The 25,162-nt window shown below is 73.2% G+C and carries 21 protein-coding genes and 1 pseudogene; 4 read left to right on the top strand and 18 right to left on the bottom strand.

Annotated elements, in window-relative coordinates; all coding sequences use genetic code 11:
* Positions 1-8 precede the first annotated feature (8 nt).
* The 9 genes from OG259_RS23010 to OG259_RS22970 form a co-directional block, all read right to left on the bottom strand.
* The gene (locus OG259_RS23010; protein ID WP_328943978.1) at positions 9-800 is read right to left on the bottom strand and encodes an ABC transporter permease; all 792 of its coding nucleotides are present in this window, start codon (positions 798-800) and stop codon (positions 9-11) included.
* A 38-nt stretch (positions 801-838) separates the two neighbouring features.
* Positions 839-1,633, bottom strand: a complete 795-nt coding sequence (locus tag OG259_RS23005) for an ABC transporter permease (protein ID WP_266893401.1) — start codon at positions 1,631-1,633, stop codon at positions 839-841.
* Positions 1,630-2,670, bottom strand: coding sequence for an ABC transporter ATP-binding protein (locus tag OG259_RS23000; RefSeq protein WP_328943977.1), 1,041 nt, complete (start codon positions 2,668-2,670; stop codon positions 1,630-1,632). The genes OG259_RS23005 and OG259_RS23000 overlap by 4 nt, the downstream gene beginning before the upstream one ends.
* Positions 2,671-2,730: 60 nt before the next feature.
* Complete coding sequence (locus OG259_RS22995; RefSeq protein ID WP_328943976.1) at positions 2,731-3,735, bottom strand: ArsR/SmtB family transcription factor; 1,005 nt, start codon at positions 3,733-3,735, stop codon at positions 2,731-2,733.
* The gene (locus OG259_RS22990; RefSeq protein WP_328943975.1) at positions 3,732-5,303 is read right to left on the bottom strand and encodes a class I SAM-dependent methyltransferase; all 1,572 of its coding nucleotides are present in this window, start codon (positions 5,301-5,303) and stop codon (positions 3,732-3,734) included. Before OG259_RS22990 ends, OG259_RS22995 begins: the two co-directional genes overlap by 4 nt.
* A 102-nt stretch (positions 5,304-5,405) precedes the next feature.
* A complete protein-coding gene (locus OG259_RS22985) occupies positions 5,406-6,101 on the bottom strand; it encodes a small secreted protein (protein ID WP_328943974.1) in 696 nt (231 codons plus the stop codon).
* Positions 6,102-6,350: 249 nt separating this feature from the next.
* On the bottom strand, positions 6,351-8,660 hold the full coding sequence (locus OG259_RS22980; protein ID WP_328943973.1) for a sodium-translocating pyrophosphatase: 2,310 nt from the start codon (positions 8,658-8,660) through the stop codon (positions 6,351-6,353).
* A gap of 190 nt (positions 8,661-8,850) precedes the next feature.
* Positions 8,851-9,309, bottom strand: a complete 459-nt coding sequence (locus OG259_RS22975) for an ATP-binding protein (RefSeq protein ID WP_328943972.1) — start codon at positions 9,307-9,309, stop codon at positions 8,851-8,853.
* Positions 9,310-9,324: 15 nt separating this feature from the next.
* Positions 9,325-9,678: an STAS domain-containing protein gene (locus tag OG259_RS22970; protein WP_015034520.1), complete on the bottom strand. Its 354-nt coding sequence runs from the start codon at positions 9,676-9,678 to the stop codon at positions 9,325-9,327.
* A gap of 81 nt (positions 9,679-9,759) precedes the next feature.
* Here OG259_RS22970 and OG259_RS22965 point away from each other — a divergent pair, with 81 nt between their 5' ends.
* Entirely contained in the window at positions 9,760-12,324 is a 2,565-nt protein-coding gene (locus OG259_RS22965; protein WP_328943971.1) for a DEAD/DEAH box helicase, read from the top strand.
* A 40-nt stretch (positions 12,325-12,364) separates the two neighbouring features.
* Here OG259_RS22965 and OG259_RS22960 read toward each other — a convergent pair.
* From OG259_RS22960 to ssd, 7 genes and pseudogenes are all read right to left on the bottom strand, one after another.
* A pseudogene (locus tag OG259_RS22960) lies at positions 12,365-12,562 on the bottom strand (Rv3654c family TadE-like protein); the annotation flags it as partial.
* A 101-nt stretch (positions 12,563-12,663) separates the two neighbouring features.
* Positions 12,664-13,062: a TadE family type IV pilus minor pilin gene (locus tag OG259_RS22955; RefSeq protein ID WP_328943970.1), complete on the bottom strand. Its 399-nt coding sequence runs from the start codon at positions 13,060-13,062 to the stop codon at positions 12,664-12,666.
* Complete coding sequence (locus tag OG259_RS22950; RefSeq protein ID WP_328943969.1) at positions 13,049-13,255, bottom strand: DUF4244 domain-containing protein; 207 nt, start codon at positions 13,253-13,255, stop codon at positions 13,049-13,051. Before OG259_RS22950 ends, OG259_RS22955 begins: the two co-directional genes overlap by 14 nt.
* Before the next feature lie 113 nt (positions 13,256-13,368).
* A complete protein-coding gene (locus OG259_RS22945; protein WP_328947154.1) occupies positions 13,369-14,106 on the bottom strand; it encodes a type II secretion system F family protein in 738 nt (245 codons plus the stop codon).
* A 23-nt stretch (positions 14,107-14,129) separates the two neighbouring features.
* Positions 14,130-15,020 carry a type II secretion system F family protein gene (locus OG259_RS22940; RefSeq protein ID WP_328943968.1) on the bottom strand — a complete coding sequence of 297 codons (891 nt, stop codon included), beginning with the start codon at positions 15,018-15,020 and terminating at the stop codon, positions 14,130-14,132.
* Positions 15,017-16,186 (bottom strand): TadA family conjugal transfer-associated ATPase, encoded by a 1,170-nt coding sequence (locus OG259_RS22935; protein ID WP_328943967.1) that lies wholly within the window; start codon positions 16,184-16,186, stop codon positions 15,017-15,019. The genes OG259_RS22940 and OG259_RS22935 overlap by 4 nt, the downstream gene beginning before the upstream one ends.
* Positions 16,183-17,382 (bottom strand): septum site-determining protein Ssd, encoded by a 1,200-nt coding sequence (gene ssd, locus OG259_RS22930; protein WP_328943966.1) that lies wholly within the window; start codon positions 17,380-17,382, stop codon positions 16,183-16,185. The genes OG259_RS22935 and ssd overlap by 4 nt, the downstream gene beginning before the upstream one ends.
* A 451-nt stretch (positions 17,383-17,833) precedes the next feature.
* On the opposite strand from ssd, the gene OG259_RS22925 reads away from it, so the two are divergent.
* Positions 17,834-18,700 carry an HAD family hydrolase gene (locus tag OG259_RS22925; protein ID WP_328943965.1) on the top strand — a complete coding sequence of 289 codons (867 nt, stop codon included), beginning with the start codon at positions 17,834-17,836 and terminating at the stop codon, positions 18,698-18,700.
* 458 nt (positions 18,701-19,158) lie between these two features.
* On the opposite strand, the gene OG259_RS22920 is transcribed toward OG259_RS22925, so the two are convergent.
* Positions 19,159-19,977: an oxidoreductase gene (locus OG259_RS22920; RefSeq protein ID WP_328943964.1), complete on the bottom strand. Its 819-nt coding sequence runs from the start codon at positions 19,975-19,977 to the stop codon at positions 19,159-19,161.
* Between the two features lie 102 nt (positions 19,978-20,079).
* Here OG259_RS22920 and OG259_RS22915 point away from each other — a divergent pair, with 102 nt between their 5' ends.
* The gene (locus tag OG259_RS22915) at positions 20,080-21,063 is read left to right on the top strand and encodes an ATP-binding protein (RefSeq protein ID WP_328943963.1); all 984 of its coding nucleotides are present in this window, start codon (positions 20,080-20,082) and stop codon (positions 21,061-21,063) included.
* 79 nt (positions 21,064-21,142) lie between these two features.
* Here OG259_RS22915 and OG259_RS22910 read toward each other — a convergent pair whose 3' ends face one another.
* Positions 21,143-22,477: a hypothetical protein gene (locus OG259_RS22910; RefSeq protein WP_328943962.1), complete on the bottom strand. Its 1,335-nt coding sequence runs from the start codon at positions 22,475-22,477 to the stop codon at positions 21,143-21,145.
* A 301-nt stretch (positions 22,478-22,778) separates the two neighbouring features.
* Between OG259_RS22910 and OG259_RS22905 the strand changes: the two genes are divergently transcribed.
* On the top strand, positions 22,779-25,142 hold the full coding sequence (locus tag OG259_RS22905; protein ID WP_328943961.1) for a SulP family inorganic anion transporter: 2,364 nt from the start codon (positions 22,779-22,781) through the stop codon (positions 25,140-25,142).
* Positions 25,143-25,162: the final 20 nt, after the last annotated feature.

The following is a 25,162-nucleotide window of genomic DNA, read 5'->3' as shown; positions in this document are numbered from 1 at the left end:
CTCTTCCGTCACATCGTGTCGAGGGTGGCCCGGCGCCGGCTGCCCCGCTCGAAGAGACCGAGCAGGACGACGGCGAGCAGCCCCCATCCGGCGCCGACGGCCAGCTCGGCCCCGAGCAGGGCGCCGTCGAGACCGCCCCCGGCGGTCAGCCCGCGCGCCGCGTCCGCCGCGTGCGTGAGCGGCAGCAGCTCACCGGCGACCCGCATCCACTCCGGCAGCGTCTCCCGGGGGACGGCCGCGCCGGTCAGCAGGAGCAGTACGGAACTGGCCACGTTCGACACCAGGAACACGTCACGGAAGCGGAGCCCCAGCGCGCCGAGCGCGAGCCCGAACGCCGAGCAGGCGCCGGCCGCGACAAGCAGCACCAGGCCGAGACCGGGCAGCGCCCCGGCGGGCACGGGCAGCCCCAGGACGAGCGAGGCGGCGGTCAGCACGAAGGCGCTGACGAACAGCCCGTTGAGCACGTACGGGAGGGCTCGCCCGATCCACAGCGGGACCCGGTGCCGGGGCGAGAGCAGGACGGCGCCGAGCGTGCCGTACCGGCGCTCGTTGGCGACCGCCATCGTGCCGCCGTAGACGCAGGAGGCGGAAGCTGCGAGGACGGCGTTCCCGACGAGGTGGAAACGGTCGTCGGCGACCCCCAGTTCCCTGCCCAGATAGACGAAGAAGAACACCTGGAGAAGCGGCCCGACCAGCAGCGTTCCGATGAACATCGGCGGGGTCGTCCAGTTGAACAGCGCCCGGTAGGAGATCGCCCCGCCGACGACGACGAGCCGCGCGGTACCGAGAAAACGGAACATCACTGATGGCCTTTCAGGTCGGATCAGGTCAGGTCGGATCAGGTCAGGGCGAGGGTGGCGGCGGCGCGCGCCCGGCGCTCCACCCGCCCGAGGACGAGGACGGCGGCCAGGGCGTACCCGGCCCCGAGCGCGGCGGCGACGAGCAGCGGCGTGAGCACGTCCCCGCCGGAGGTCGCCGCGTGCACGGCCCGCGCGCCCCAGGTCGTGGGCAGCGCCCAGGAGACCGGGTGGGTCCAGGCGGGCAGCACGGTGACGGGCACGAGCAGCCCGGACAGCAGCCAGACGGGGGTGTCGAGCGGGTTGGCGAGCGCGTTGGCGTTGCGCAGCAGGACGAAGGTGGCGGCGAGCAGGAGCCCGGTCATGCCGAGCGCGAGGACGCACACCGGGACGGCGACCAGGAAGAGCAGCGGGTGCGCGAAGTCGAGCGGCACGTCGAAGAGCAGGACGCCCCACAGGACGGTCGCGCCCATCGCGTACGTGCCGATGACGGCGGTCGCGAGGGTGATCGGGAGCAGGACGAGCGCGAGCGGCGTCGGCGCGACGACCAGGGTCTCCAGGGTGCCGAGCCAGCGCTGGTTCTGCACCGCGCCGCCGGAGCCGAAGAGCACCGAGCCCCAGATGCCCATGAGTCCGGCCCCGACGGAGGCGGTGAGCAGCCGGTCGGGGTCCCCGGCGGCGCGGAACAGGTAGACGGCGAGGGTCGCGTAGACGAGGGGGACCAGGACGGCGAAGGTGATCTCGATCGGGGAGCGCGACATGTACGAGACGTGGGTCCGCACCCCGACGCCGACCAGTCGCGGAACGCGCCTCAGGAGGGCGCTGTCGGCGCTCATACCGGCATCGCCTCCGAGGGGGTGCCGCCCTCGGCCTGGAGCACGTCGTCCGGCGCGGCGCTTCCCGCCGTCTCCTCCACGATCGCGATGTAGGCGTCCTCCAGGGACGGTTCGCGGCTCGTGACCCGCCCGATCCGTACGCCGTCGAGCGCGGCCAGGACCGGTCCGTGCAGCTCGGCGGCCCCCCGTCCGGTCTGCACGGTCACGGTCTGCAGCGCGCCCCGGTCCTCGGCGGACACGCCCCGCACGCCCGGCACCCGCCGCAGCCGGTCCAGCCGCTCCTCGTCGACTCCGTACGCCTCGATCTCCAGCACGTCCCGTTCCTTGACGAGGGACTTGAGGCTGTCGGGGGTGCCGAGGGCCCGGATGCGGCCACCCGCGATGACGGCGATCCGGTCGCAGAGCTCGTCCGCCTCGGCCATGTAGTGGGTGGTGAGGAGGACGGTCGTCCCGGCGGCGGCCAGGTCGGCGACCGTGCGGCGCAGGTCGCGGGCGGCGACGGGGTCGACGCCGATGGACGGCTCGTCGAGGAAGAGGACGTCGGGGCGGTGGAGCAGACCGCGGGCGATGTGGAGGCGTTGCCGCATGCCGCGCGAGTAGCCCTCGACGCGCTCCTTCTCCCGGCCCAGGAGGCCGACCAGATCGAGGAGTTCGGCGATGCGCCGCTTCTGGTCGCGGGCGGGGACGCCGTACAGCTCGGCGAAGTAGCGGAGGTTGTCGAGCGCGGAGAGCCGGTCGTACAGGCCGCGGTCGCCGCCGAAGACGTACCCGATCCGGCGGCGTACGGCGACGGGGTCGCGGGCCACGTCGTGGCCGAACACCCGGGCCGTGCCGGAGGTCGGCAGGAGCAGGGTGTTGAGCATCTTGATGGTGGTGGTCTTCCCGGCGCCGTTCGGCCCGAGGAGGCCGAACAGTTCACCCGGCGCCACGTCGAAGGTGACGCCCCGCACGGCCTCGGTCTCGGTCCGCCGGGACTTCGGCCACCCGGTCCTGCTGGTGTAGGTGCGGCGCAGCGCGTCCGCCTCGATTGCGAGCATGCGCCGGACGGTAGGAGCCGGCGCGGGGGCCGGGCCATCGATTCGGAACGACCCGAATCGTCAGGCCACGGCCCTGAGGACGCCCTCCCCGGCGAGCAGCGCGAGCAGGGACCGGCCCGTGTCCGTCAGCTGGTAGTACACCGAGCGTCCGACGCGGTGGCGGGTCACGACACCGGCCTCCGCGAGCACCGACAGGTGCTCGGAGACGGTGCTGGGCGCGAGGCCGAGGCGGTCGGCGAGGCCTGCCGTGGTCAGCGGTCCGCCCAGCTCGCGCAGGACCGCGGCCCGGCCGCGGCCGAGCATCAGCCCGAGCCGGTCCTCGGCGACGGGCTCGGGCGGTTCGCGCAGGGCGCCGGCGCCCCGGGCCTGGAAGCTGAGCGCGAACACCTCGGGGTCGTCCGTCGAGTACAGCCGGCAGCCCTCGGCGAAGACCAGCGGCACGAGGACGAGACGCCGCTCACCGGGCGCGTACTCCGCGTCGATGTGCTTGGTCAGTTCGAGTACGGGCGGCTGCCACCGTCCCCGGGTCTCCAGGCCGGCGAACAGCGCGTCGACGCCCTCGGTCGCGAACGTCCTGGCCCGGACGAGCACTTCGTCCTCGACGAGCCGTCGCATCGTCGGCCAGTACGGCTCGATCGCGCCCTCCCAGTAGGCCGCGTACGCGTCGGCGAGCGCCGCGCAGGCCGCCTCCGGCTCCTTCAGATAGGGCTGCACGAAGGGCTCGTCGGCCATGCCGGGATAGCAGACGGCCACCTGGGCGCGGACGAACTCCGGGTCGGTGGCCCGCAGCGCGGCCAGCTCCTCGTGGACGTTGACCGTCCCGAACGGCCGGGGCAGCAGGAAGTCGGACACCTCGCCCCGCCCCTCGACGAACAGGTCCCGCAGCGGGCGGAGCCGGTCGTCCTCGCGCCACACCTCGCGCGCCTGCCCGACCCACTCCTGGTACGGCCAGGAGGGGTGGCGGTGCGGCAGGGCGAGGTGCATCGAACAGAACGCGTCCCGCAGCGGACTGATCGCGATCCGGGTCGACCCGAGCGAGGCCTCGTCCAGCTCGATCCGTATCAAGCGCCGTCCTCCCCGCTCTGTCCGGCCGCCCCGGCCTGCCCGGCTTCCCCGACGGGCAGCAGGAAGCCCTCCTCCACGAGCAGCCGGATCGCCTGCGGGGTGCGGTCCCGCAGTATCACCGGGTCCTCGCCCATCAGCTGACCGATCGCGTCGAGGATGCGTCCCGCGCTGAGGGTGCCGTCGCAGACCCCGGCGAACCCGGCGCCGACGTGGTCGACCCTGGTGGCGCGGCGCATGCCGCGGTTCTGCCGGAGCACGACGTGCTCGGGGTCCTCGGCGCCGGGGAGCCCGACCTGCTCCTGCACGACCTCGGGCGCGAGCGTGAACCGGTCGGCGAGCAGGGCGGCGTCGTCGTGGCCGCGCAGATAGTCCTGGCGCTCGAAGTGGGCGCGGACGGTGGGGCCGAGGGGCTGCTCGACCGGGTGCGGCCATTCCTCGACGACGATCGACGGCTCGACGGTCCCGGCGGCCACCGCCTCGTTCCGCCGGATCGTGATCCAGCCGAAGCCCACCGCGCGCGTCTTGCGGGCCTCGAACTCGTCGAGCCAGCTCCCGTACGCCTCCCGGTACGCGTCCGGGTCGCCGCGGTGGTCGCCGCTGTCGCGGAGCCAGAGCTCCGCGTACTGGGTGATGTCCTGGACCTCGCGCTGCACGATCCAGGCGTCGCAGCCCGCGGGCACCCAGGACCGCAGCCGGTCCTGCCACTCCTCGCCCTCGACATGCTGCCAGTTGGCGAGGAACTGGGCGTATCCGCCGTCGTTGAGCCGTTCGCCCGCCTGCTGCACGAGCGTGCGGCACAGGTCGTCGCCGCCCATCCCGCCGTCCCGGTAGGTGAGGCGGGCGCCGGGGGAGATCACGAACGGCGGGTTGGAGACGATCAGGTCGTACGTGTCGCCGTCGACCGGCTCGAAGAGCGAGCCGGTGAGCAGCTCGGCCTCCCGGGCCCCGGAGAGCGCGAGCGTGAGCCGCGTGAAGTCCAGGGCGCGCGGGTTGAGGTCGGTGGCGGTGACCAGGGTGGCGTGCTGGGCGGCGTGCAGCGCCTGGATGCCGGAGCCGGTGCCGAGGTCGAGCGCGGAGGACACCGGCGTACGGACCGTGATGCCGGCGAGGGTGGTGGAGGCTCCGCCGACGCCGAGGACGACGCCCTCGTCCTTCTTGCCGATGCCGCCGGCTCCGCCGACGGCGCAGCCCAGGTCGGAGACGATGAACCAGTCCTCGCCGTCCGGCCCGCCGTACGGCCGGACGTCGACGGTCGCGGACACGGTGTCGTCCTCGCGGACGACCCAGCCGTCGGCGAGGGCTTCGTCGAGCGGGAGCGCGGCGGCGGCCCGCTCGCTCCCGACGGTCTGCTGGAGCAGGAAGATCCGGACGAGGGTCTCCAGCGGGGAGTCACCGCGGGTGGCGCGCAGCGCGGGCACGGTCTCGCTGCGCGCGAGCGCCGCGTAGGCCGGGGCGCCGAGCCGGTCGAGGAGTCCGTCGGCGGTGAAGTCCGCGGCGAGCAGTGCCTCGCGCAGACGGGTGGCGTGCGCGGGCACCGGGAGGCGGGGAGGCAGGCTGGTCGTACTCACCGCTCCATTGTGACCGCCGCCACCGACAACCGGGCGGCCGACCCGGCGACGGGCGGCGGATCGCCGCTCGTCGCCGGGTCGAAGCGAGGTGCCCGGGAGGGGCTACTCCTCGGTCTTGGCCGACGAGGTCTTCTTGGCCGGCTTCGTGGAGGCCTTCGCCGAGGGCTCTGCGGAGTCCGAGTCCTTGTCGGAGGAGCCCGAGGCGGTGGAGCCGGGCTTCGGGGACGCCGAGCCGGAGGCCTTCGGCGGGGTCGAGGCCGTCGGCTTCTGGCAGCCGGGCTGCTTGGCCATCGCCTGGCCCAGCTCGCCCTCCTCCAGCTTGGACAGGGCGTTCTGGTCCATCTTCTCGATCTTGGTCAGGCCGTCGGCGACGCCCTGGAGGCCGTCCGCGAACTTCTGCTGGTTCGTCGGGTCCAGCGCGTCGACCTGCTTCTTCAGCCCCTCGTACGCCACCGCGGTCGCGTTGAGCTCCTTGATCGCGTCCTGCTGGACCTTCGCGCCGTTCTCGACGGGCGGGGCGCCCGCGCTCTCGACGGCCTTGGCCAGCGCCCGGTCGGCGTCGGCGATGTCCTGGAACGCCTTCGAGTCGGCGGCCTGGATCTCGGCGGGCTTGCTGTCGGCGGCCGTCGAGATGATGATCTGGTGGGCGTCGGCCCGCTTCTGGATCTGGGGCTTGGCCTGGTCGCAGAACGTCTTCGCCCAGTCACCCACCTTGTCGCCCTCGTCGTCGCTGCAACCGGACAGCGCGAGCACCAGTACCGCGCCGCCGGACAGTGCGGCCGCAAGCTTCTTGTTCACCGGATCGGTCCCTTCCAAGGCTCTCGGCCCCGGAACATACACGCCGAACGGGCTACTTCCACCTTTCGTACGACGGATTCAGACTGTATTGCAGTCTTTTGACCCAAGGGAGAGACGTCTCACGCGCCCCCGACGCGCCCGGAAATGAGACGGACACCACGTACGGACTCACGCGCGGACTCCCCGTACGGAAGCGCGTACGGAAGCACGTACGAACACCGGCATACGGGGACCGGTACGGACGGCACGTCAGGACACCGCCACCGAACGCCTCTTGGAGACCCACACGGCGCCGATGACGACGGCGAGCGCGAACGCCGCGACCCCCGCCCGCAGACCGGCGCTGGCATCACTCCCGTGACCGAACCGCACCACGGCCGGGGCGATGAGCAGCGCGACCAGGTTCATCACCTTCAGGAGCGGGTTGATCGCCGGTCCCGCGGTGTCCTTGAACGGGTCGCCGACGGTGTCCCCGATGACGGTCGCCTCGTGCGCCTCGCTGCCCTTGCCGCCGTGGTTCCCGTCCTCGACCAGCTTCTTCGCGTTGTCCCAGGCGCCACCGGAGTTGGCGAGGAAGACCGCCATCAGCGCGCCCGTACCGATCGCGCCCGCGAGGTACGAGCCGAGCGGTCCGACGCCCAGCGCGAAGCCGACGGCGATCGGGGCCATCACGGCGAGCAGCCCGGGCGTGGCGAGTTCGCGCAGCGCGTCCCTGGTGCAGATGTCGACGACCCGTCCGTACTCGGGCTTCTCGGTGTAGTTCATGATCCCGGGGTGCTCGCGGAACTGCCGCCGCACCTCGTACACCACCGAACCCGCCGACCGCGACACGGCGTTGATCGCGAGCCCCGAGAACAGGAAGACGACCGCCGAGCCGAGGATCAGCCCGAAGAGGTTGTTGGGCTGTGAGATGTCCATCGAGAGCGTCAGCTCGTTCGCCCTCGCGCCGACCTCGGCGACGGAGGTCGCGATGGCGTCCCGGTACGAGCCGAACAGCGCCGAGGCGGCGAGTACGGCGGTGGCGATGGCGATGCCCTTGGTGATGGCCTTCGTCGTGTTGCCGACGGCGTCGAGGTCGGTGAGGACCTGGGCGCCCGCGCCCTGGACGTCCCCGGACATCTCCGCGATGCCCTGGGCGTTGTCGGCGACCGGTCCGAAGGTGTCCATGGCGACGATCACCCCGACGGTGGTGAGCAGGCCCGTACCGGCGAGGGCGACCGCGAACAGCGCGAGCATGATCGAGGCACCGCCGAGCAGGAACGCCCCGTACACGGCGAGGCCGATCAGGAGCGCCGTGTAGACGGCGGACTCCATGCCGAGGGCCACGCCCGCGAGGACGACGGTAGCGGGGCCGGTGAGCGAGGACTTGCCGATGTCCCTGACCGGCCGCCGGCTCGTCTCCGTGAAGTAGCCGGTGAGCTGCTGGATGAGCGCGGCGAGGACGATACCGAGGGCGACGGCGACCAGGGCGAGGACCCGGGGATCGCCGGCGTGGTCGTGGATGCCCGGCTCGGTGACTCCCCGGAGCTCGGCGTAGGAGGAGGGCAGATACGTGAAGGCGGCGACGGCGACACCGGCGAGCGAGATCACCGCCGAGACGAGGAAGCCGCGGTTGATCGCGGTCATCCCGCCGCGGTCGCCGTGCCGGGGGGAGACCGCGAAGATGCCGATCACCGCGGTGATCACGCCGATCGCGGGCACGATCAGGGGAAACGCCAGGCCGTGGTCGCCGAAGGCCGCCTTGCCGAGGATGAGCGCGGCGACCAGGGTGACGGCGTACGACTCGAAGAGGTCGGCCGCCATGCCCGCGCAGTCGCCGACGTTGTCGCCCACGTTGTCGGCGATGGTGGCCGCGTTGCGCGGATCGTCCTCGGGGATGCCCTGCTCGACCTTGCCGACCAGGTCTGCGCCGACGTCGGCGGCCTTGGTGAAGATGCCGCCGCCCACGCGCATGAACATGGCGATGAGCGCGGCGCCGAGCCCGAATCCCTCCAGGACCTTGGGCGCGTCGGCCGCGTAGACGAGGACGACACAGGCGGCCCCGAGGAGGCCGAGGCCGACGGTGCACATGCCGACGACCCCGCCCGTACGGAACGCGATCCGCATGGCCCGGTGCGCGACCTCCGTCAGGTTCTTCTCGGGTTCGCCCTTGGCCGGGGTGGCCTCCCTGGCGGCCGCCGCGACGCGCACGTTGGCGCGTACGGCGAGTCGCATGCCGATGTACCCGGTGACCGCCGAGAACAAAGCCCCGACCAGGAAGAACAGGGAACGTCCGGCGCGCTGTGACCAGTTGTCCGCGGGCAGCAGCATCAGCAGGAAGAACACGACGAACGCGAAGACGGCGAGGGTCCGCAGCTGCCGCGCGAGGTAGGCGTTGGCCCCCTCCTGCACGGCTGCGGCGATCTCCCGCATCCTCTCGGTGCCCTCACCGGCCCTGAGCACCTGGCGGACGAGGAGCCGCGCGACGACCAGCGCGGCGAGAGCGACGGCCCCGACGACGTACACGATCGTCCGGTTCCCGCTCGTGAGCACCGCCGCGGCGAGAGAAGTGGGGTACATGGGGACGGATCATAGGGAGACAAACCGGCACGTACGGGGATGCCGGAAACCCCCGCGCGGATGCACCAATCAGGGGCCGGGTCTCGGGGCGGGCGATGGCGCACAACGAGAACGCGCCGGCGGCGCGACGAGAAGAGGCCCTGCAGGGCAGGGCCTCTTCTCGTCGCGCTCGGAACTGTGCGTGTACGGGTCAGGACAGGACGTCCGCCGAACTCACCGGCCAGCTCATCCGGATGGTGCCGCCGTCCTCGCCGGCGCTCACCTCGACATCGTCGACGAGCCCGCGGATCACCGCGAGCCCCATCTCGTCCTCACCGTCGGCGTCGTCGAATTCCTCGGCCGGGGCCGCTGCCCGCGCGCCGGGGACACCGGCGGCATCGGCCGCCGCCACCCCCGCGCCCGGGACCTCGTCGCCGACCTCGATGGAGAACGTCTTCTCCTCCTCGGTCAGCACGACCCTGATGGGCGTCGCGACGTCGTTGCTGCGGTGCAGCCCGACGGCACGCGAACACGCCTCTCCCACGGCGAGACGCACCTCGTCGAGGACAGCCTCGTCCACCCCGGCCCGACGCGCGACCGCAGCGGCCACGAGACGGGCCGTGCGGACGTGCTCGGGCTGAGCGCTGAAGCGGAGTTCAACGGTGGCCATACGAACCCCCTGGGCTCAGTCGACGGCGTTGACGGCCTCGTCGACCGAGGTGTGGATCGGGAACACCTTGGTGAGACCCGTGATCCGGAAAATCTTGAGAATGCGCTCCTGGTTGCAGACCAGACGCAGCGATCCCTCATGCGCGCGGACGCGCTTCAGACCGCCGACGAGCACACCGAGGCCCGTGGAGTCGAGGAAGTCCACGCCCTCCATGTCGACAACCAGGTGGTAGCTGCCGTCGTTCACCAACTCGACCAACTGCTCGCGCAGCTTGGGCGCGGTATACACATCAATCTCGCCACCGACCTCGACGACCGTACGGTCACCACCAGCGCCGGACACATTGCGAGTCGACAGGGACAGGTCCACGGATCCTCCAGCACCTTGCTATCGAACGATCGTTCCCACTGGGTCTCCCGGGCGGAGTCAGGGAACTGATCGCCAGCCGCGATGGCATTCAATCACTTACCAGCAGCCATGCACGACGCCTTGGAAGCATTGTCCGTCATGGCAGTGACACACTCGGTGCCGATGGCCAAGAATCAGCGCCCCCGTCACCCGGCCGGGGACACGGGCAGTCGCCCCTCCCCCGGCATGGTCCTCGACCGGCTCTCCTCGGGCGAGAGTCGGGCCGCGCGCATCACTCATACGGAGCACATGCCCGCCCGGGAGGGTCGTCATGCCGTCTGGCCGCATCGCATCCGTCCGGAGGTGATCGCGGCCGTCCAGTCGGCCGGGATCGAGCACCCCTGGGCCCACCAGGCACAGGCCGCCGAGCACGCCCTGGACGGCGAATCCGTGGTGATCGCCACCGGAACCGCCTCGGGCAAGTCGCTCGCCTACCTCGCCCCGGTCCTCAGCACCCTCCTGGACGGCTCGGAGGCACCGAACGGGCGCGGGACCACCGCCCTGTACCTCTCGCCCACCAAGGCCCTCGCCGCCGACCAGCGGCGCGCCGTGCGGGAACTGGCCGCCCCGCTCGGCAACCGGATCCGCCCCGCCGTCTACGACGGCGACACGCCCGTCGAGGAACGCGAGTGGGTCCGCCAGTACGCGAACTACGTGCTGACCAACCCCGACATGCTGCACCGGGGCATACTCCCCTCCCACCCCAGGTGGGCCTCCTTCCTGCGCTCCCTGCGCTACGTCGTGATCGACGAGTGCCACACCTACCGGGGCGTCTTCGGCTCCCACGTCGCCCAGGTGCTGCGGCGCCTGCGCCGGATCTGCGCCCGGTACGGCTCCGAGCCGGTCTTCCTCCTCGCCTCCGCCACCTCCGCGGAACCCGCCCTCGCCGCCGGCCGCCTCACCGGCCTGCCGGTCACCGAGGTCTCCGACGACGCCTCCCCGCGCGGCGAGCTGGTCTTCGCCCTGTGGGAGCCGCCGCTGACCGAGCTGCACGGCGAGCGCGGCGCGCCCGTGCGGCGCACCGCCACCGCCGAGACCGCCGACCTGCTGACCGACCTGACCCGGCAGGGCGTCCGCACGGTCGCCTTCGTACGCTCCCGGCGCGGCGCCGAACTGATCTCGGTGATCGCCCAGGAACGCCTCGCCGAGACCGACCGCTCACTGGCCCGCCGGGTCGCCGCCTACCGCGGCGGCTACCTGCCCGAGGAGCGCCGGGCCCTGGAGCGGGCCCTGCACTCCGGCGAGCTCCTCGGCCTGGCCGCCACGACCGCCCTGGAGCTGGGCGTGGACGTCTCGGGCCTGGACGCGGTCCTGATCGCCGGCTACCCGGGCACCCGGGCCTCCCTCTGGCAGCAGGCGGGCCGGGCCGGCCGATCGGGCGAGGGCGCCCTCGCGATCATGATCGCCCGCGACGACCCGCTGGACACCTTCCTGGTCCACCACCCGGAGGCGATCTTCGACCAGCCGGTCGAGTCGACCGTCCTGGACCCCGACAACCCCTACGTCCTCGCCCCCCATCTGTGCGCCGCCGCCGCGGAGCTCCCGCTGACCGAACCGGACCTGGCGCTCTTCGGCCCGGCCGTCCCCGACCTGCTGCCCCAGCTGGAGGGCGCGGGCCTGCTGCGCCGCCGCTCGACCGGCTGGTACTGGACCCGCCGCGAGCGGGCCGCCGACCTCACCGACATCCGGGGCGGCGGCGGCAGCCCCGTCCGGATCGTGGAGTCCGGCACGGGCCGGCTGCTCGGCACCGTCGACGAGGCCGCCTCCCACACCGCCGTCCACGAGGGCGCCGTCCACCTCCACCAGGGCCGCACCTACCTCGTCCGGGAGCTCGACCTCAAGGACTCCGTGGCCCTCGTGGAGGAGGCCGTCCCGCCGTACTCCACCACCGCCCGCGACACCACCTCCATCACCGTCCTGGACACCGAGACCGAGATCCCCTGGGGAGCCGGCCGCCTCTGCTACGGCTCCGTCGAGGTCACCAACCAGGTCGTCTCCTTCCTGCGCCGCCGCCTGATCACGGGCGAGGTGCTCGGCGAGACCAAGCTCGACCTGCCGCCCCGCACCCTGCGCACCCGGGCCGTGTGGTGGACGGTCACCGAGGACCAGCTCGACGCCGCCCGGATCACCCCGGAGATCCTCGGGGGCGCCCTGCACGCCGCCGAACACGCCTCCATCGGCATGCTGCCGCTCTTCGCCACCTGCGACCGCTGGGACATCGGCGGCGTCTCCGTGCCGCTCCACCCCGACACCCTGCTGCCCACCGTCTTCGTGTACGACGGCCATCCGGGTGGCGCGGGCTTCGCCGAGCGCGCCTTCCACACGGCCCGTGCCTGGCTGACCGCCACCCGGGAGGCCATCGCCTCCTGCGAGTGCGAGGCGGGCTGCCCGTCCTGCATCCAGTCCCCGAAGTGCGGCAACGGCAACGACCCGCTCCACAAGCGCGGCGCGGTCCGCCTCCTCACGGAAATCCTGAGGGAGGGCCCGGACGCCCCGGCGGCCTCGTCGGCGGAGCAGGTGCCCCCGGAAGCCCCGCCGGCGGAGCAGGTGCCCTCGGAAGCCCCGCCGGCGGAGCAGGTGCCTCCGGAGGCCCCGCCCGGGACCTGATCTCCGGCCGGTAGGGGCCGCGTACGACCCGGGCCGTCACCTCCGCGAGCTCGCCCCGCACCGCGCAGCCCACCAGCTCGGCGCCTTGCGCGGCGGCCACCCGGGAAGCGGCGGCACAGGCCTCGGCCTCGCCCCACAGCGCCCGGTCGGCGGCGGCGAGTGCCGCCAGGTCGGCGGCTCCACCGGCCCGGTGCCGGGCCGCCACCGCCTGTCCCAGCGCGAGCACCGCCCCGAACACCACGCACAGCGCACAGGCCGCGAACGCCACCCACACGGTCGCCGCGCCCCGGTCGGTGCGGAGGGCCGCCCGACGGCCGCCCCGGGACCGTGCTCGGGCCGTCACGGCGGGCCCCCGTTCTCCGGGGCGCCGGGTGCCGGGCCGCCGGACGCCGCCGTGTCCTCGGCGAGGGCCGCCGCGGCCGCCCGCAGGGTCAGCCCCATGCCCCGGGGGCCCGGGGCGGCGGCCTCCACCGTCACCCGCCACAGCTCCCCCGACCGCGTCACCGAGACCCGGGCGCCCTCGGGAGCGGCGGCCCGCGCGGCCGACTCGGCGGAGGCCACGGGCTCGGAACGGGCCACGATCCGTGCCCCGGCACGCGCCGCGTCCACGCAGCGGATCTGCGCCGCGGCCGCCGCTAGGGCCCAGAGCAGGGTCACCGTGAACAGGGCGAGGACCGGCAGCACCATCGCCGCCTCCACCGTCACGAAACCGCGGTCGCCCCGTTCAGAACGGCGCATCGAGAGCCTTCCCGATCACCGATTCCAGCGCTCCCGAGACCGCCCCGCTGGTCACGATCTTGTACAGCACCGCGGCGAACCCCGCCGCCGCGATCGTCCCCACCGCGTACTCGGACGTGGTCATCCCCGCGTCGCGGCGCGCGGCCTCCCTTCGCGCCCGCCACCAACCGCCCACCGCCGCCTTGACCGCCATGCCGACCTCCTCGATTCGTCGTTCTCGTCCTGCGTGTGTTTCTCGTCGTGCGTGTGTTTCTCGTCGTGCGTGTGTTTCTCGTCGTGCGTGTGTTTCTCGTCGTGTCACGCCGTTCATCCGTCCAGGAGTCCCGTCGCCAGGCCGATGACCACCGGGGCCACCCCCACCGCCAGGAAGGCCGGCAGGAAGCAGAGCCCCACGGGGGCGCTGATCAGCACCTGTGCCCTGCGTGCCCTGGCCGCCGCCGCACGGGCGCGGGCCGACCGCAGCGCGGCCGCGTGCCGGGCGACGGCCTCCGCCGCCGGCGCCCCCGAGGAACCGGCCCGTTCCATGCAGCGCGCGAGGCCCGAGGCGCCCGGTATCGCACCGAACCTCCGCCACACCTCGGCCGGTTCGCCACCGAGCCGCAGCTCGGCCGCCGTACGGGTCAGCCGCTCGCCCAGCGGACCGCCCAGGGACCGCCCGACGGCCTCCGCCGCCTCCCCCGGCCCGGCTCCGGCCGAGGCGCAGGCCGCCAACAGATCCGCGGCGAGCGGAAGATGACGTGCCGCGTCGTCCGCGTCCACCGGCACGGCGGACCGGCGCGCCGCTCCCCGCCGCACCCCCGCGGCCACCAGGGCGCCGGCCGACAGGCCGCCGAACACCCCGAACAGCACCCAGCCGAGCCCGGCCGCACCGAGCGGCGCGACCCAATGCGCCATCCACCGCGGCGGCCCGGACCGAAGCCTTCGCGGTCGCGGGGCCGGGGCCGGAAGCAGACCTCTCAAGCGACGCCGCGTCCCGCGCGCCCTCCGCCCGCGCACCAGCTCCCGCACTCCCTGCTCGCACCAGACGATCGCGGCGGCCCCCATCGCGGCCACCTGCACGTCCCCCATCACGCCCGCTCCCCTCCTCGTACGATCCGTGCGGCCCACCACAGCCCGGCCCCCTCCAAGGCCCCGCCCACGACGAGGCAGCCCAGGCCGGCCGGTGTGTGCAGCAGCACCCGCAACGGGTCCGCCCCGAGGGCCGCGCCGAGCGCGACACCGGCCAGCGGCAGCACCGCGAGGACCGCCACCGTCGCCCAGGCCCCGGCCAGTTCGGCGCGCAACAGCTCCCGCTGCTCGCGGTGGTCCCGCAGGGCCGCTTCGAGCCGGTCGAGTCCGGCGGCCAGGCCCGCGCCACCGTCCACGGCCACCTGCCAGCAGGCCGCCATGCCCGCGAGCCCGTCGGCTCCGTCCTGTGCGGCCGCTCTCCGCAGGGCCTCCGGCACGTCCCCGCCGAACCGGGCCGCCGCGAGCACCGCCGCCTCCTCCCCGCCCAGCGCGCCCGTCCCGCAGGCCGCGTAGGACAGGGCCTGCGCGGGCTGCCACCCGGCTCTCAGCTCCCCGACGACGGCCCCGCACAGGGCCACCACCCGCTCGGCCCGCGCCTCGCGTTCCTTGCGGCGCTCGGCCTCCCGCAGCCGCCGTCCGACCACCGGCACCGCGACCGCCCCGGCCACCAGAGGCAGCGGCGACTCCCCGAGCACCGCGAGAACTCCCGCCACCGGCAGGCACAACCACGCCCGCCGCCCCCGCGCGACGGCCCACCAGCGCGCGGCCACCTCCCGCCACACCACACGGCCGCCGGGGGTCCCGGGGAGACCGGAAGCCCCACCGCCGAGCACCGTCCGGGCCCTGCTCGCGACGCGCCGCCGCTCGACCACCTCCCGCACCGCCAGAACCGCGCAGACCGCCGACGCCGCGTGGGCCACGTCCCGTGCGGACAGCACCGTTGTGATCACGGTCCCCCTCCGATCAGCGAGCTCAGCCGCTCCCAGCCCCGCTCCCGCACGAACCCGGACGCGCCCCACCGGAGCGCGGGAACCGTCCGCACCAGGCCGTCCCGGTCCCGCTCAAGGACGTGCACCTCGGCGATCCGCCGCCGCCCCTCCCGGTCCCGCGCCAGGTGCAGTACGACCGACAGTCCGGCCCCCAACTGGCTGTGCAGGGCCGCCCGGTCGAGCCCCGCGGCCGTCCCCAGGGCTTCGAGCCGCGCCGGTACGTCCGCCGCGGTGTTGGCGTGGACCGTGCCCGAGCCGCCTTCATGGCCGGTGTTGAGAGCGGCGAGCAGATCGACCGCCTCGCCTCCCCGGACCTCGCCGACCACCAGTCGGTCCGGCCGCATCCGCAGCGCCTGCCTGACCAGGTCCCGCAGGGTCACGAGCCCGGCGCCCTCCTGGTTCGCGGGCCTCGCCTCCAAGCGCACCACGTGCGGGTGGTCGGGGCGCAGCTCCGCCGAGTCCTCGGCGAGGACGATCCGCTCCCGCTCCCCCACCAGACCGAGCAGCGAGGCGAGCAGCGTGGTCTTCCCCGTCCCCGTCCCGCCACTGACCAGGTACGACACCCGGGCGTCGATCAGCGCGCGCAGGATCGGGGCGCCGCCCGGCGGCACCGTCCCCGCCGCCGCAAGCTCCTCCAGGGTGAAGGCGCGCGGTCGGACCACCCGGAGCGACAGACAGGTCGAGCCGACCGCCACCGGCGGCAGCACCGCGTGCATCCGGGTGCCGTCGGGCAGTCGCGCGTCCACCCAGGGCCGGGCGTCGTCGAGCCTGCGTCCGGCCACCGCCGCGAGCCGCTGGGCGAGCCTGCGGACGGCGACGGCGTCGGCGAAGGCCACCGGGGCCCGTTCGAGACCGGCGCCCCGGTCCACCCACACCCGGTCCGGTGCCGAGACCAGGACGTCGGTGACAGCAGGGTCGGCAAGTAGCGGTTCGAGCGGTCCGGTGCCGATCAGCTCGCACCTCAACTCCTCGGCCGCACCCAGCACTTCCGCATCGCCGAGCAGCCGCCCCTGAGCCCGCAGCGCCGCCGCGACCCGCGCCGGGGTCGGTTCGGACCCGCTCGCCGCGAGCCGCTGCCGCACGGCGTCGAGCAGCCCCGCGCCGCCGCCACCCACGCCCCCGGTCATGCCTCACCACCAAGGGCGAGTGCATGCGCCCAGAAGGCGTCGCAGAACCGGCCGAGCGGACCACGGGGCTCGGCGCCCGGCGGCATCCCGGCGTCCTGGTCCGCCACGATCCCCGGGTCGTAAGGGAGTTCACCGGCCAGCGGCAGCCGCAGCGCGTCGGCGACCCATCGCTCGTCGAGCCCCGCCGCGTACGGCCCGCGGACCACGGCCCGCAGGTCGCGCACACCCATGGCCAGGGTGGAGGCCACCCGGTGGGCCGCCGCGACGGCCCTCAACTCCCCGGGCACGACGAGCAGTCCGAGGTCCAGCTGCGCCAGCGCTTCGGCCGCCGCCGGGTCGGCCCCGCGCGGCAGGTCGACCACGACGACTCCGCCACGGCGGCGGGCGGCACCGAGCACGGACCGGACGGCCTCGGGCGGCACCGGCGCCGCCGGCTCCCTGCCCCAGCTGAGCACCCGGACTCCCCGCACGGACGGCAGTGACTCCTCCAGGGCGCCGCCGGCCAGACGGCCTTTCGAGGCGGCGAAGTCGGGCCAGCGTCTGCCCTCCTCGCGCTCGCCGCCGAGCAACACGTCGAGTCCCCCGCCCAGCGGGTCGCCGTCGACGAGCAGGGTGCGCCGCCCGGCCCGCGCGGCGGCCAGCGCGAGACCACAGGCCAGGGTGGAGGCGCCGGCGCCCCCTCGGCCGCCGACGACCCCGACGGACAGCGCCTGCCGGCCGACGCCCTCGGCCGCGTCGGCGATGCGGTCGACGAGGAGGCCCTCGGCGTCCGGCAGCCGCAGCACGCACTCGGCGCCGATCTCGACGGCCAGCCGCCACACCCCCGGATCGTCCCGGTCGCGGCCGACGAGGACGGTCCCCGGGCGGCGGGCCGCACCCCGGCAGCGGGCGGCGACGTCGTCGCCGACCAGGACGAGCGGTGGGTCGGTCCAGCTCGCCCGCCGCTCCGGCACCCGGTGGTGCACCTCGGGCTCGACGCCGGCCGCGGCGCAGAGCCGCAGGAGGTCGTCGAGCAGCCCGAGGTCCTCGGTGACGATCAACGGCCCCGCCCGCCGCGGCTCTTCGGCGCCGTGCGGCTCCCGGCCGCCGGGCACCGAAACCCGCGCCGGCCCACTCGGCACCGACGCGGGGCCCGCACCCCTCGGCACCGCGGCCCATGCCGTACCCCTGGCCCCGGAAGTCCTGAACGCCTCCATGGCGCACACCCCTCTCGTGATTCCTGCCGTTCGCGAAGTTCGCGACAGGAATCACCGTGGGGCCGAACCGAAAATCCTGGGGATGTCGCCGAAAAACTGTGGATATCCGAAGCCCTGTGAATATCTTCGTCACCCTTCGGGGGACTGCCCGGAACGCAGCCTGCCGGTTACTGTGAGTGATGAATCGAGGGCCCGGCAGAGCGTCGGCCGATGTGTGGCCGACGGCCGGAAGGAAGGGAGCGGACGATGTCTCACAGCGCCGAAAACGGCTCCGGACATGCGACGACCCCCGCCGGGGGGGAGAGCGGGGGTCGTCTTTCCGGCCGACTCGGGGGGGGAGGAGCCGGACCGGGTTAGCACGGTCGCGAACGATCCGTGACTTCCATGGTGTACCCGAGAGCCTTCTCAGGCAAACCCACGCGCCCCAGCGTACGCCGAATGGCGGGCACCTATGCTCAGGCTTGTGGAAAACCACTCCTTGCCGCGCACAGCCGCCTTCTTTGACCTGGACAAGACGGTCATTGCGAAGTCTTCGACGCTGACCTTCAGCAAGTCCTTCTACCGGGGCGGACTGATCAGCCGCCGCGCCGCCCTGCGGACGGCGTACATCCAGTTCGTCTTCCTGGCAGGTGGGGCCGATCACGACCAGATGGAGCGGATGCGCGAATATCTTTCCGCGCTCTGCAAAGGCTGGAACGTGGCCCAGGTGAAGGAGCTCGTCGCCGAGACCCTTCACGACCTGATCGACCCGATCATCTACGACGAGGCCGCCTCCCTGATCGAGAAGCACCACGCCGCCGGCCGGGACGTCGTGATCGTCTCGACCTCCGGCGCCGAGGTCGTCGAGCCGATCGGCGAGATGCTCGGCGCCGACCGGGTCGTCGCCACCCGGATGGTGGTCGGCGAGGACGGCTGCTTCACCGGTGAGGTGGAGTACTACGCCTACGGGCCGACGAAGGCCGAGGCCGTCCGGGAGCTCGCGAAGTCGGAGGGCTACGACCTCGCCCGCTGCTACGCGTACAGCGATTCGGCGACCGACATCCCCATGCTGGAGGCCGTCGGTCACCCGTACGCGGTCAACCCGGACCGGGCGCTGCGCCGGGAGGCGGTGGCGCGGGAATGGCCGGTTCTCGCCTTCGAGAAGCCCGTTCGGCTCAAGCAGCGGCTGCCCGAATTCCGGATGCCGCCCCGCCCCACGCTCGTCGCCGCGGCGGCGGTGGGTGCGGCGGCCGTCGGGGCCGGACTCGTCTGGTACGCCGCCCGGCGGCGGCAGGCCGCACTCGCCCATCGGCTCGCGGATGACTTTGCCCGAATTTGAGCAATGAGCAGAGAAGTGGAGCCAGCACTTTCGCTTCTACCCCGACAGGAGTAGAAAGGAATCAGGCCCGCGAGACCGAGGACATCCGAGAGGATCACCTGTTGAGCATGAAGGCCCCACGGACCTAGCACAGAAACCGAGCACCCACGCGACGTCGACCCGTCGATTACGGGCCAGCCGCACCAGGCCACGGGCAAAGTTCCCGGCCTGATGGGCACATATTCGAGGACGCATGGTAACTGGGTAGACGTGCCAGCGGCGGTACCAGAACTGGTGCCGCCGCAACCCGTTCCGGGCCCCGCGAGGGGCCCGGATTCGTTTGCCCCCGGCCGCGATTCAGACCGCGCCACAACCGATTCAGACCGCGCCACAACCGATTCGGACCGCGCCGCGCTTGTTCGTACCGAGTCGCGCCGATTCAGTCCGGGTCGCGCTTGTTCGTACCGAGTCGCGCCGATTCAGGCCGCGCCGCGCTGCAGCGCCTCGCAGACAGCCGTCGACTCCCGGACGCCCAGCTCGACCGAGCGCCCGCAGTGCGCGATCCAGCCGCCCACGCCCTCCGGGGTCCCCGACAGGTACCCCTCGAACGCGGCGAGGTACGCGGCCCGTCCCTGCTCCGCGTGCCCCACCTCCGCCGGGCAGATCGCCTTGGGGTCGAGACCGCTGCCGATCAGCGCGATCCGCTCCGCCGCCCGCGCGACCAGGCCGTTGTACGAGGTGAAGGGGCGCAGCGCGAGCAGCTCTCCGTGGACCACGGAGGCCGTCACGAGCGCGGGGGCCTCGCCGCCGGCGACGATCAGTTCCGCCAGGCCGTCGAGGCGGCCCGCGACCTCGGCGGGCGACGGCACCGGAGCCGTGACCAGTGGTTCGTCGACCGTCTCGCCGTCCAGCCGGGGCCGCCCCACCGACTCGCCCGGGTCGCCCGCGGCGACCAGGTGGAGCCGGGCGAGCACCCGCAGCGGCGACTGGCGCCAGATGGAGAGCAGCTGCCCGGCCTCGGCGCCGAGCCGCAGGGCGGCACCGACCGTGCGGGCCTCGGGGTCGGCGCTGAAGTCGCTGCGTCGGCGGACCTCTTCGAGGGCCCAGTCGGCCCCGGACAGGGCGGCCGAGCCGCGCGCGCCGCGCAGGGCCGCCTCGGAGGAGATCTCGTTGCTGCGGCGACGCATCACACGGTGGCCGTAGACCCGGTCGACGGCCTTGCGTACGGAGTCCACCGCGTCGGCGACGCCCGGCAGGGAGCCGAGTGCGGCCAAGGGGTCAGAGGCGTGCGTACTCATAAGTAGGGAGGCTACGCGCCCCGGGGGCCCGCCCCACGTTGGAGTGGTCTTCTTCACGCATCCCGACCACGTGCCGCGTTCATGCCACTACCCTAGGTGAACATGAAGATCGCTTTCGTGGGGAAGGGCGGCAGCGGCAAGACCACGCTGTCCTCGCTCTTCATCCGCCACCTCGCCGCCAACGAAGCCCCGGTCGTAGCCGTCGACGCCGACATCAACCAGCACCTCGGCGCCGCGCTCGGCCTGCCGGACGCGGAGGCCGCCGCGCTGCCCGCGATGGGCGCGCACCTGCCGCTCATCAAGGAGTACCTGCGGGGCAGCAACCCGCGGATCGTCTCCGCCGACACGATGATCAAGACGACACCGCCCGGGGAGGGGTCGCGGCTGCTGAGGGTCCGCGAGGAGAACCCGGTCTACGAGGCCTGCGCGCGGACGGTCCCGCTCGACGACGGCGACATCCGCCTGATGGCGACCGGCCCCTTCACGGAGTCGGACCTCGGGGTCTCCTGCTACCACTCCAAGGTCGGAGCGGTGGAGCTCTGCCTGAACCACCTGGTCGACGGCGCCGACGAGTACGTGGTCGTCGACATGACCGCCGGTTCGGACTCCTTCGCCTCGGGCCTCTTCACCCGCTTCGACATGACCTTCCTGGTCGCCGAGCCGACCCGCAAGGGCGTCTCGGTCTACCGCCAGTACAAGGAGTACGCGCGGGACTTCGGCGTCGCGCTCAAGGTCGTCGGCAACAAGGTGCAGGGCCAGGACGACCTCGACTTCCTGCGCTCGGAGGTCGGCGACGACCTGCTCGTGACGGTCGGCCACTCGGACTGGGTCCGCGCGATGGAGAAGGGCCGCCCGCCCCGCTTCGAGCTCCTGGAGGCGGAGAACCGGATGTCGCTCCAGGCCCTCCAGAACGCGGCGGACGACTCGTACGCCGACCGCGACTGGGACCGCTACACCCGCCAGATGGTCCACTTCCACCTCCGCAACGCGGAGAGCTGGGGCAACGCCAAAACGGGGGCCGACCTGGCTGCCCAGGTCGACCCCGATTTCGTTCTCGGCGAGCCGATGGCCGTACGGCTCGGCTGACGGCCCGGCCGACAGCTCGGCCGACAGCCCGACTGACCGCCCGGCCGACAGCCCGACTGACCGGCGGCCGGCCGAAGGCTCAGTGCCGTTCGGCCTGCTTGGCGCCTGCTGCCGGGGCCGGGGCGCCTGCCGCCGGGGCGCCGGCGGGGGCGGCCGGGGCCGCCGGCTGGGGGGCGAGGAAGGTCTTCCAGCCGGCCGCCGGGGTCTCGCCGACCTTCAGGGTGCGCATCTTGGCGATGACGTCGGGGTCCTGGGCGTCGAGCCAGTCGGCGAGCTGCCGGAAGGAGATGCACTTGACGTCCTTCTGCACGCAGACCGTGGCGATGGTCTCCTCGACGGCCCGCATGTACGTGCCACCGTTCCAGGACTCGAAGTGGTTGCCGATGATGAGCGGCGCGCGGTTGCCCCGGTAGGAGCGCTCGAAGGCCTGCACCAGGCCGTCCCGCATCTGGTTGCCCCAGTACTCGCGCTGGGACGGCGCGCCCTGGGTCGTGCCCGGCGACTGGTTGACCAGGAAGTTGTAGTCCATGGACAGCGTCTGGAAGGCGCGGCCCGGCATCGGCACGAGCTGGAGCGACAGGTCCCACAGGCCCAGGTCCTTCTTGGGCCAGATCTGGTCGTTGACGCCGCTGGTGTCGTAGCGGAAGCCCAGCTCCGCCGCCGCCTGGACGAAGTTCTTCCGGCCTTCGAGGCAGGGGGTGCGGGCGCCGACGAGTTCCTTGTCGTAATCGAAGGGCAGCGGCTGCTCCGCACGCAGGCCCGAGTTGGTCTTCCAGTTCTTGACGAAGGACTTCGCCTGCTTGATCTCGCTCTTCCACTCCTCGACGGACCAGGTCCCGACGCCGCCGTCGGCCCCGCAGAAGTGCCCGTTGAAGTGGGTGCCGATCTCGTTGCCCTCCTGCCACGCCCCGCGCAGTTCGCGGACGGTGGCACGGATGCCCTCGGTGTCGTTGAAGCCGATGTCGGAGCGCCCGGCGCTGTGCTGCGGCGGGTCGTAGAGCTCCCGCTTCTCCTCGGGCAGCAGGTACACGCCACTGAGGAAGTACGTCATCGTGGCGTCGTACTTCTTGCCCACCGTGCGGAAGTGGGAGAAGAGCTTCTGGCTGTCCTCGCCGGCGCCGTCCCACGAGAAGACGACGAACTGCGGCGGGGTCTCGCCCGGCTTGAGTCGCTGCCAGACGGGCTGGTGGGGCTGGGCTCCGGTGAAGGCCGTGGAGCCGTCGCCGATCAGGCGGACCGTGTTCGGCGGGGCGGCCGCCGGTCCCTTCTTGGTGCCCGCACCGCCCTGCGCGCCCTTCGTGGCGTCGCCGTCGGAGCCCGAGCAGCCGGCGAGGCCGGTGATCAGGGCGACGACGAGGGCGCCGGCGGCGAGCGCTTTCGTCTGGGCAGTGGTCCTTCTCCCGGCGGCTGTCATCCGCCCACCTCTCCTCGGTTCCGTACGAGCGGCGTCAACGTCGCACCGCGACGACCGTGGTGATGAAACGACAAGCGGCAATCCGTTCACCCTTCACCGGAACCGGTGAATCTTTGCCCCGTTTGCCCCGAAAATAATGCCGGAGACTTTACTCTCCATTACGATCCATTTACCGAGCGTTGATCCTCGCCCCGCGGGATCCCGCCGGGAATCCCGCCGCTGCACGCCGTGACCCACGGCCGCGAGCCCCCCACGTTCGTTCCGCACGAACCGCGACCGCGCTGCCCCGGAGGAGACGGGAATGACCCTCTGCACCCCTGCCCGCACAACCAACCGACCCCGAGTCCAGCGGCCCCACAGCCCGCCGGAGCCGCCGCGCCGCTTCCGCGTCCCCGGCGCCGACCTGTCCGCCTCCGTCGCCGTCTTCCTGATCGCGCTGCCGCTCTCGCTCGGCATCGCGCTCGCCACCGGGGCCCCGCTCCAGTCGGGCCTGGTCGCCGCCGCCGTCGGCGGTCTGGTGGCCGGCCGGTTCGGCGGCTCCCCGCTCCAGGTGAGCGGCCCCGCCGCCGGTCTCACCGTGGTGACCGCCGAGCTCATCCAGCTGTACGGCTGGCGCACCACCTGCGCCATCACCGTGCTCGCCGGGCTCGTCCAACTCGGCCTGTCCGCCCTCCGGGTGGCCCGCTCGGCACTCGCCGTCTCACCCGCGATCGTGCACGGCATGCTGGCCGGCATCGGCGTCACCATCGCCCTCGCCCAGCTCCACATCGTGCTCGGCGGCACCCCGCAGAGCTCCGCCGTCGACAACGTCCTGGGCCTGCCCGCCCAGTTGGCGCACACCCACCCGGCGGCGCTCGGCATCAGCGCCCTCACCGTGGCCGTACTCCTGTGCTGGCCCCGGCTGCCCGGCCGGGCCGGGAAGCTCGTACGCAAGGTCCCGGCCGCACTGGTCGCGGTGACCGGGGCGACGGCGGTGGCCGCGGTCGCCGGGCTGACCGTCCCGCGCGTCGACCTGCCCTCCTGGAGCAGCCACGCCCTGCCCGGCCTGCCCGAGGGCCCGGTGCTCGGCATCGCGGCCGGGGTGCTGACGATCACCCTGGTCACCAGCGTGCAGTCACTGCTGTCCGCCGTCGCGGTCGACAAGCTGATCGCTGCCCGCCCGGACGGCGGCCGGGGCGTCCCACGCTCCGGACTCGACCGCGAACTCGCAGGTCAGGGCGCCGCCAACGTGGTCTCCGGGGCCCTCGGCGGGCTGCCGGTCGCCGGAGTCGCGGTCCGCAGCGTCGCCAATGTGTCGGCGGGCGCGGTGAGCCGCGCCTCCACGATGCTGCACGGCCTGTGGATCGTGCTCGCGGCCCTGCTCCTGGTGCCCGTGCTCGACCTGATCCCGCTGCCCGCACTCGCCGCCCTGGTCATGGTGGTCGGCATCCAGATGGTCAGCATCACCCACATCCGTACCGTCACCCGGCACCGCGAGGTCGTCGTCTACGCGGTGACGCTGTCCGGCGTCGTCCTCGTCGGCATCCTGGAGGGCGTCGCCCTCGGCATCGCCGTGGCCATCGCGGTCGCCCTGCACCGGCTCGCCCGCACCCGGATCACCCGCGAGGAGCGGGACGGGCGCCACCTGTTGCACGTCCGGGGCCAGTTGACCTTCCTCGCCGTCCCCCGGCTGAGCCGCGCCCTGCACCAACTGCCGCACGGCTCCGATGTGGTGGTCGAGCTGGACGGCTCCTTCATGGACCACGCCGCCTACGAGACGCTGAGCGACTGGACCGCCGGGCACCTCGCCCACGGCGGCACGGTCGAGACGACCGGGCCCTCCGGTGCCCGTATCGCCGAGCCCGCCCCCGCGACCGCCTCGGCCGCCGCCGCGCACGCCTGCTGCCGCCCCTGGACCCCGTGGCACAACCACCAGTGCGGCGAGCAGCCGGCCGACCGGCCCGAGGAGGCCGTGGACACCCCTCGTACGACGGGTCTGAAGCTGGCCAGCGGCATCGGCAAGTTCCAGCGGAACACGGCCCCGCTCGTCCGGGACGAACTGGCGCGGCTCGCGAGGGAGGGCCAGACACCCTCCCAGCTCTTCCTGACCTGCGCCGACTCCCGGCTGGTCACGAGCATGATCACGTCGAGCGGCCCCGGCGACCTCTTCACCGTGCGCAACGTCGGCAACCTCGTCCCCCTCCCCGGCGAGGAGAGCGGCGACGATTCGGTGGCGGCGGCGATCGAGTACGCCGTGGAGGTGCTGCGGGTCGAGTCGATCACCGTCTGCGGCCACTCCGGCTGCGGCGCGATGCAGGCCCTTCTGAACGCCGGACCCGACGACCCGCCGACCCCGCTCCGGCGCTGGCTGCGCCACGGCCGGCCCAGCCTGGAGCGGATGGCCAGCCGGAGACACGCCTGGGCCCGGATCTCCGGGCGGCTTCCGGCCGACGCGGTCGAGCAGCTCTGTCTGACCAACGTGGTCCAGCAGCTGGAGCACCTGCGGGCGTACGAGCCGGTGGCCCGGCGGCTCGCCGAGGGCACGCTCACACTGCACGGCGTGTACTTCCACGTGGGCGAGGCGCAGGCGTATCTGCTCTCCGGGACGGACGAGGTGCACAGCTTCGACGACGTCTTCACCCAGGTCATGCCGACGGAGCCGTTGGAAGCGGCGCGCGCGTCCTGAACACGAGGCCGCCGAGACGG

The sequence above is a fragment of the Streptomyces sp. NBC_00250 genome (assembly GCF_036192275.1).
Taxonomy (GTDB): domain Bacteria; phylum Actinomycetota; class Actinomycetes; order Streptomycetales; family Streptomycetaceae; genus Streptomyces.
The sequence above is the reverse complement of the archived record's forward strand: the minus strand, read 5'-3'. Positions and strand labels throughout refer to the sequence as shown.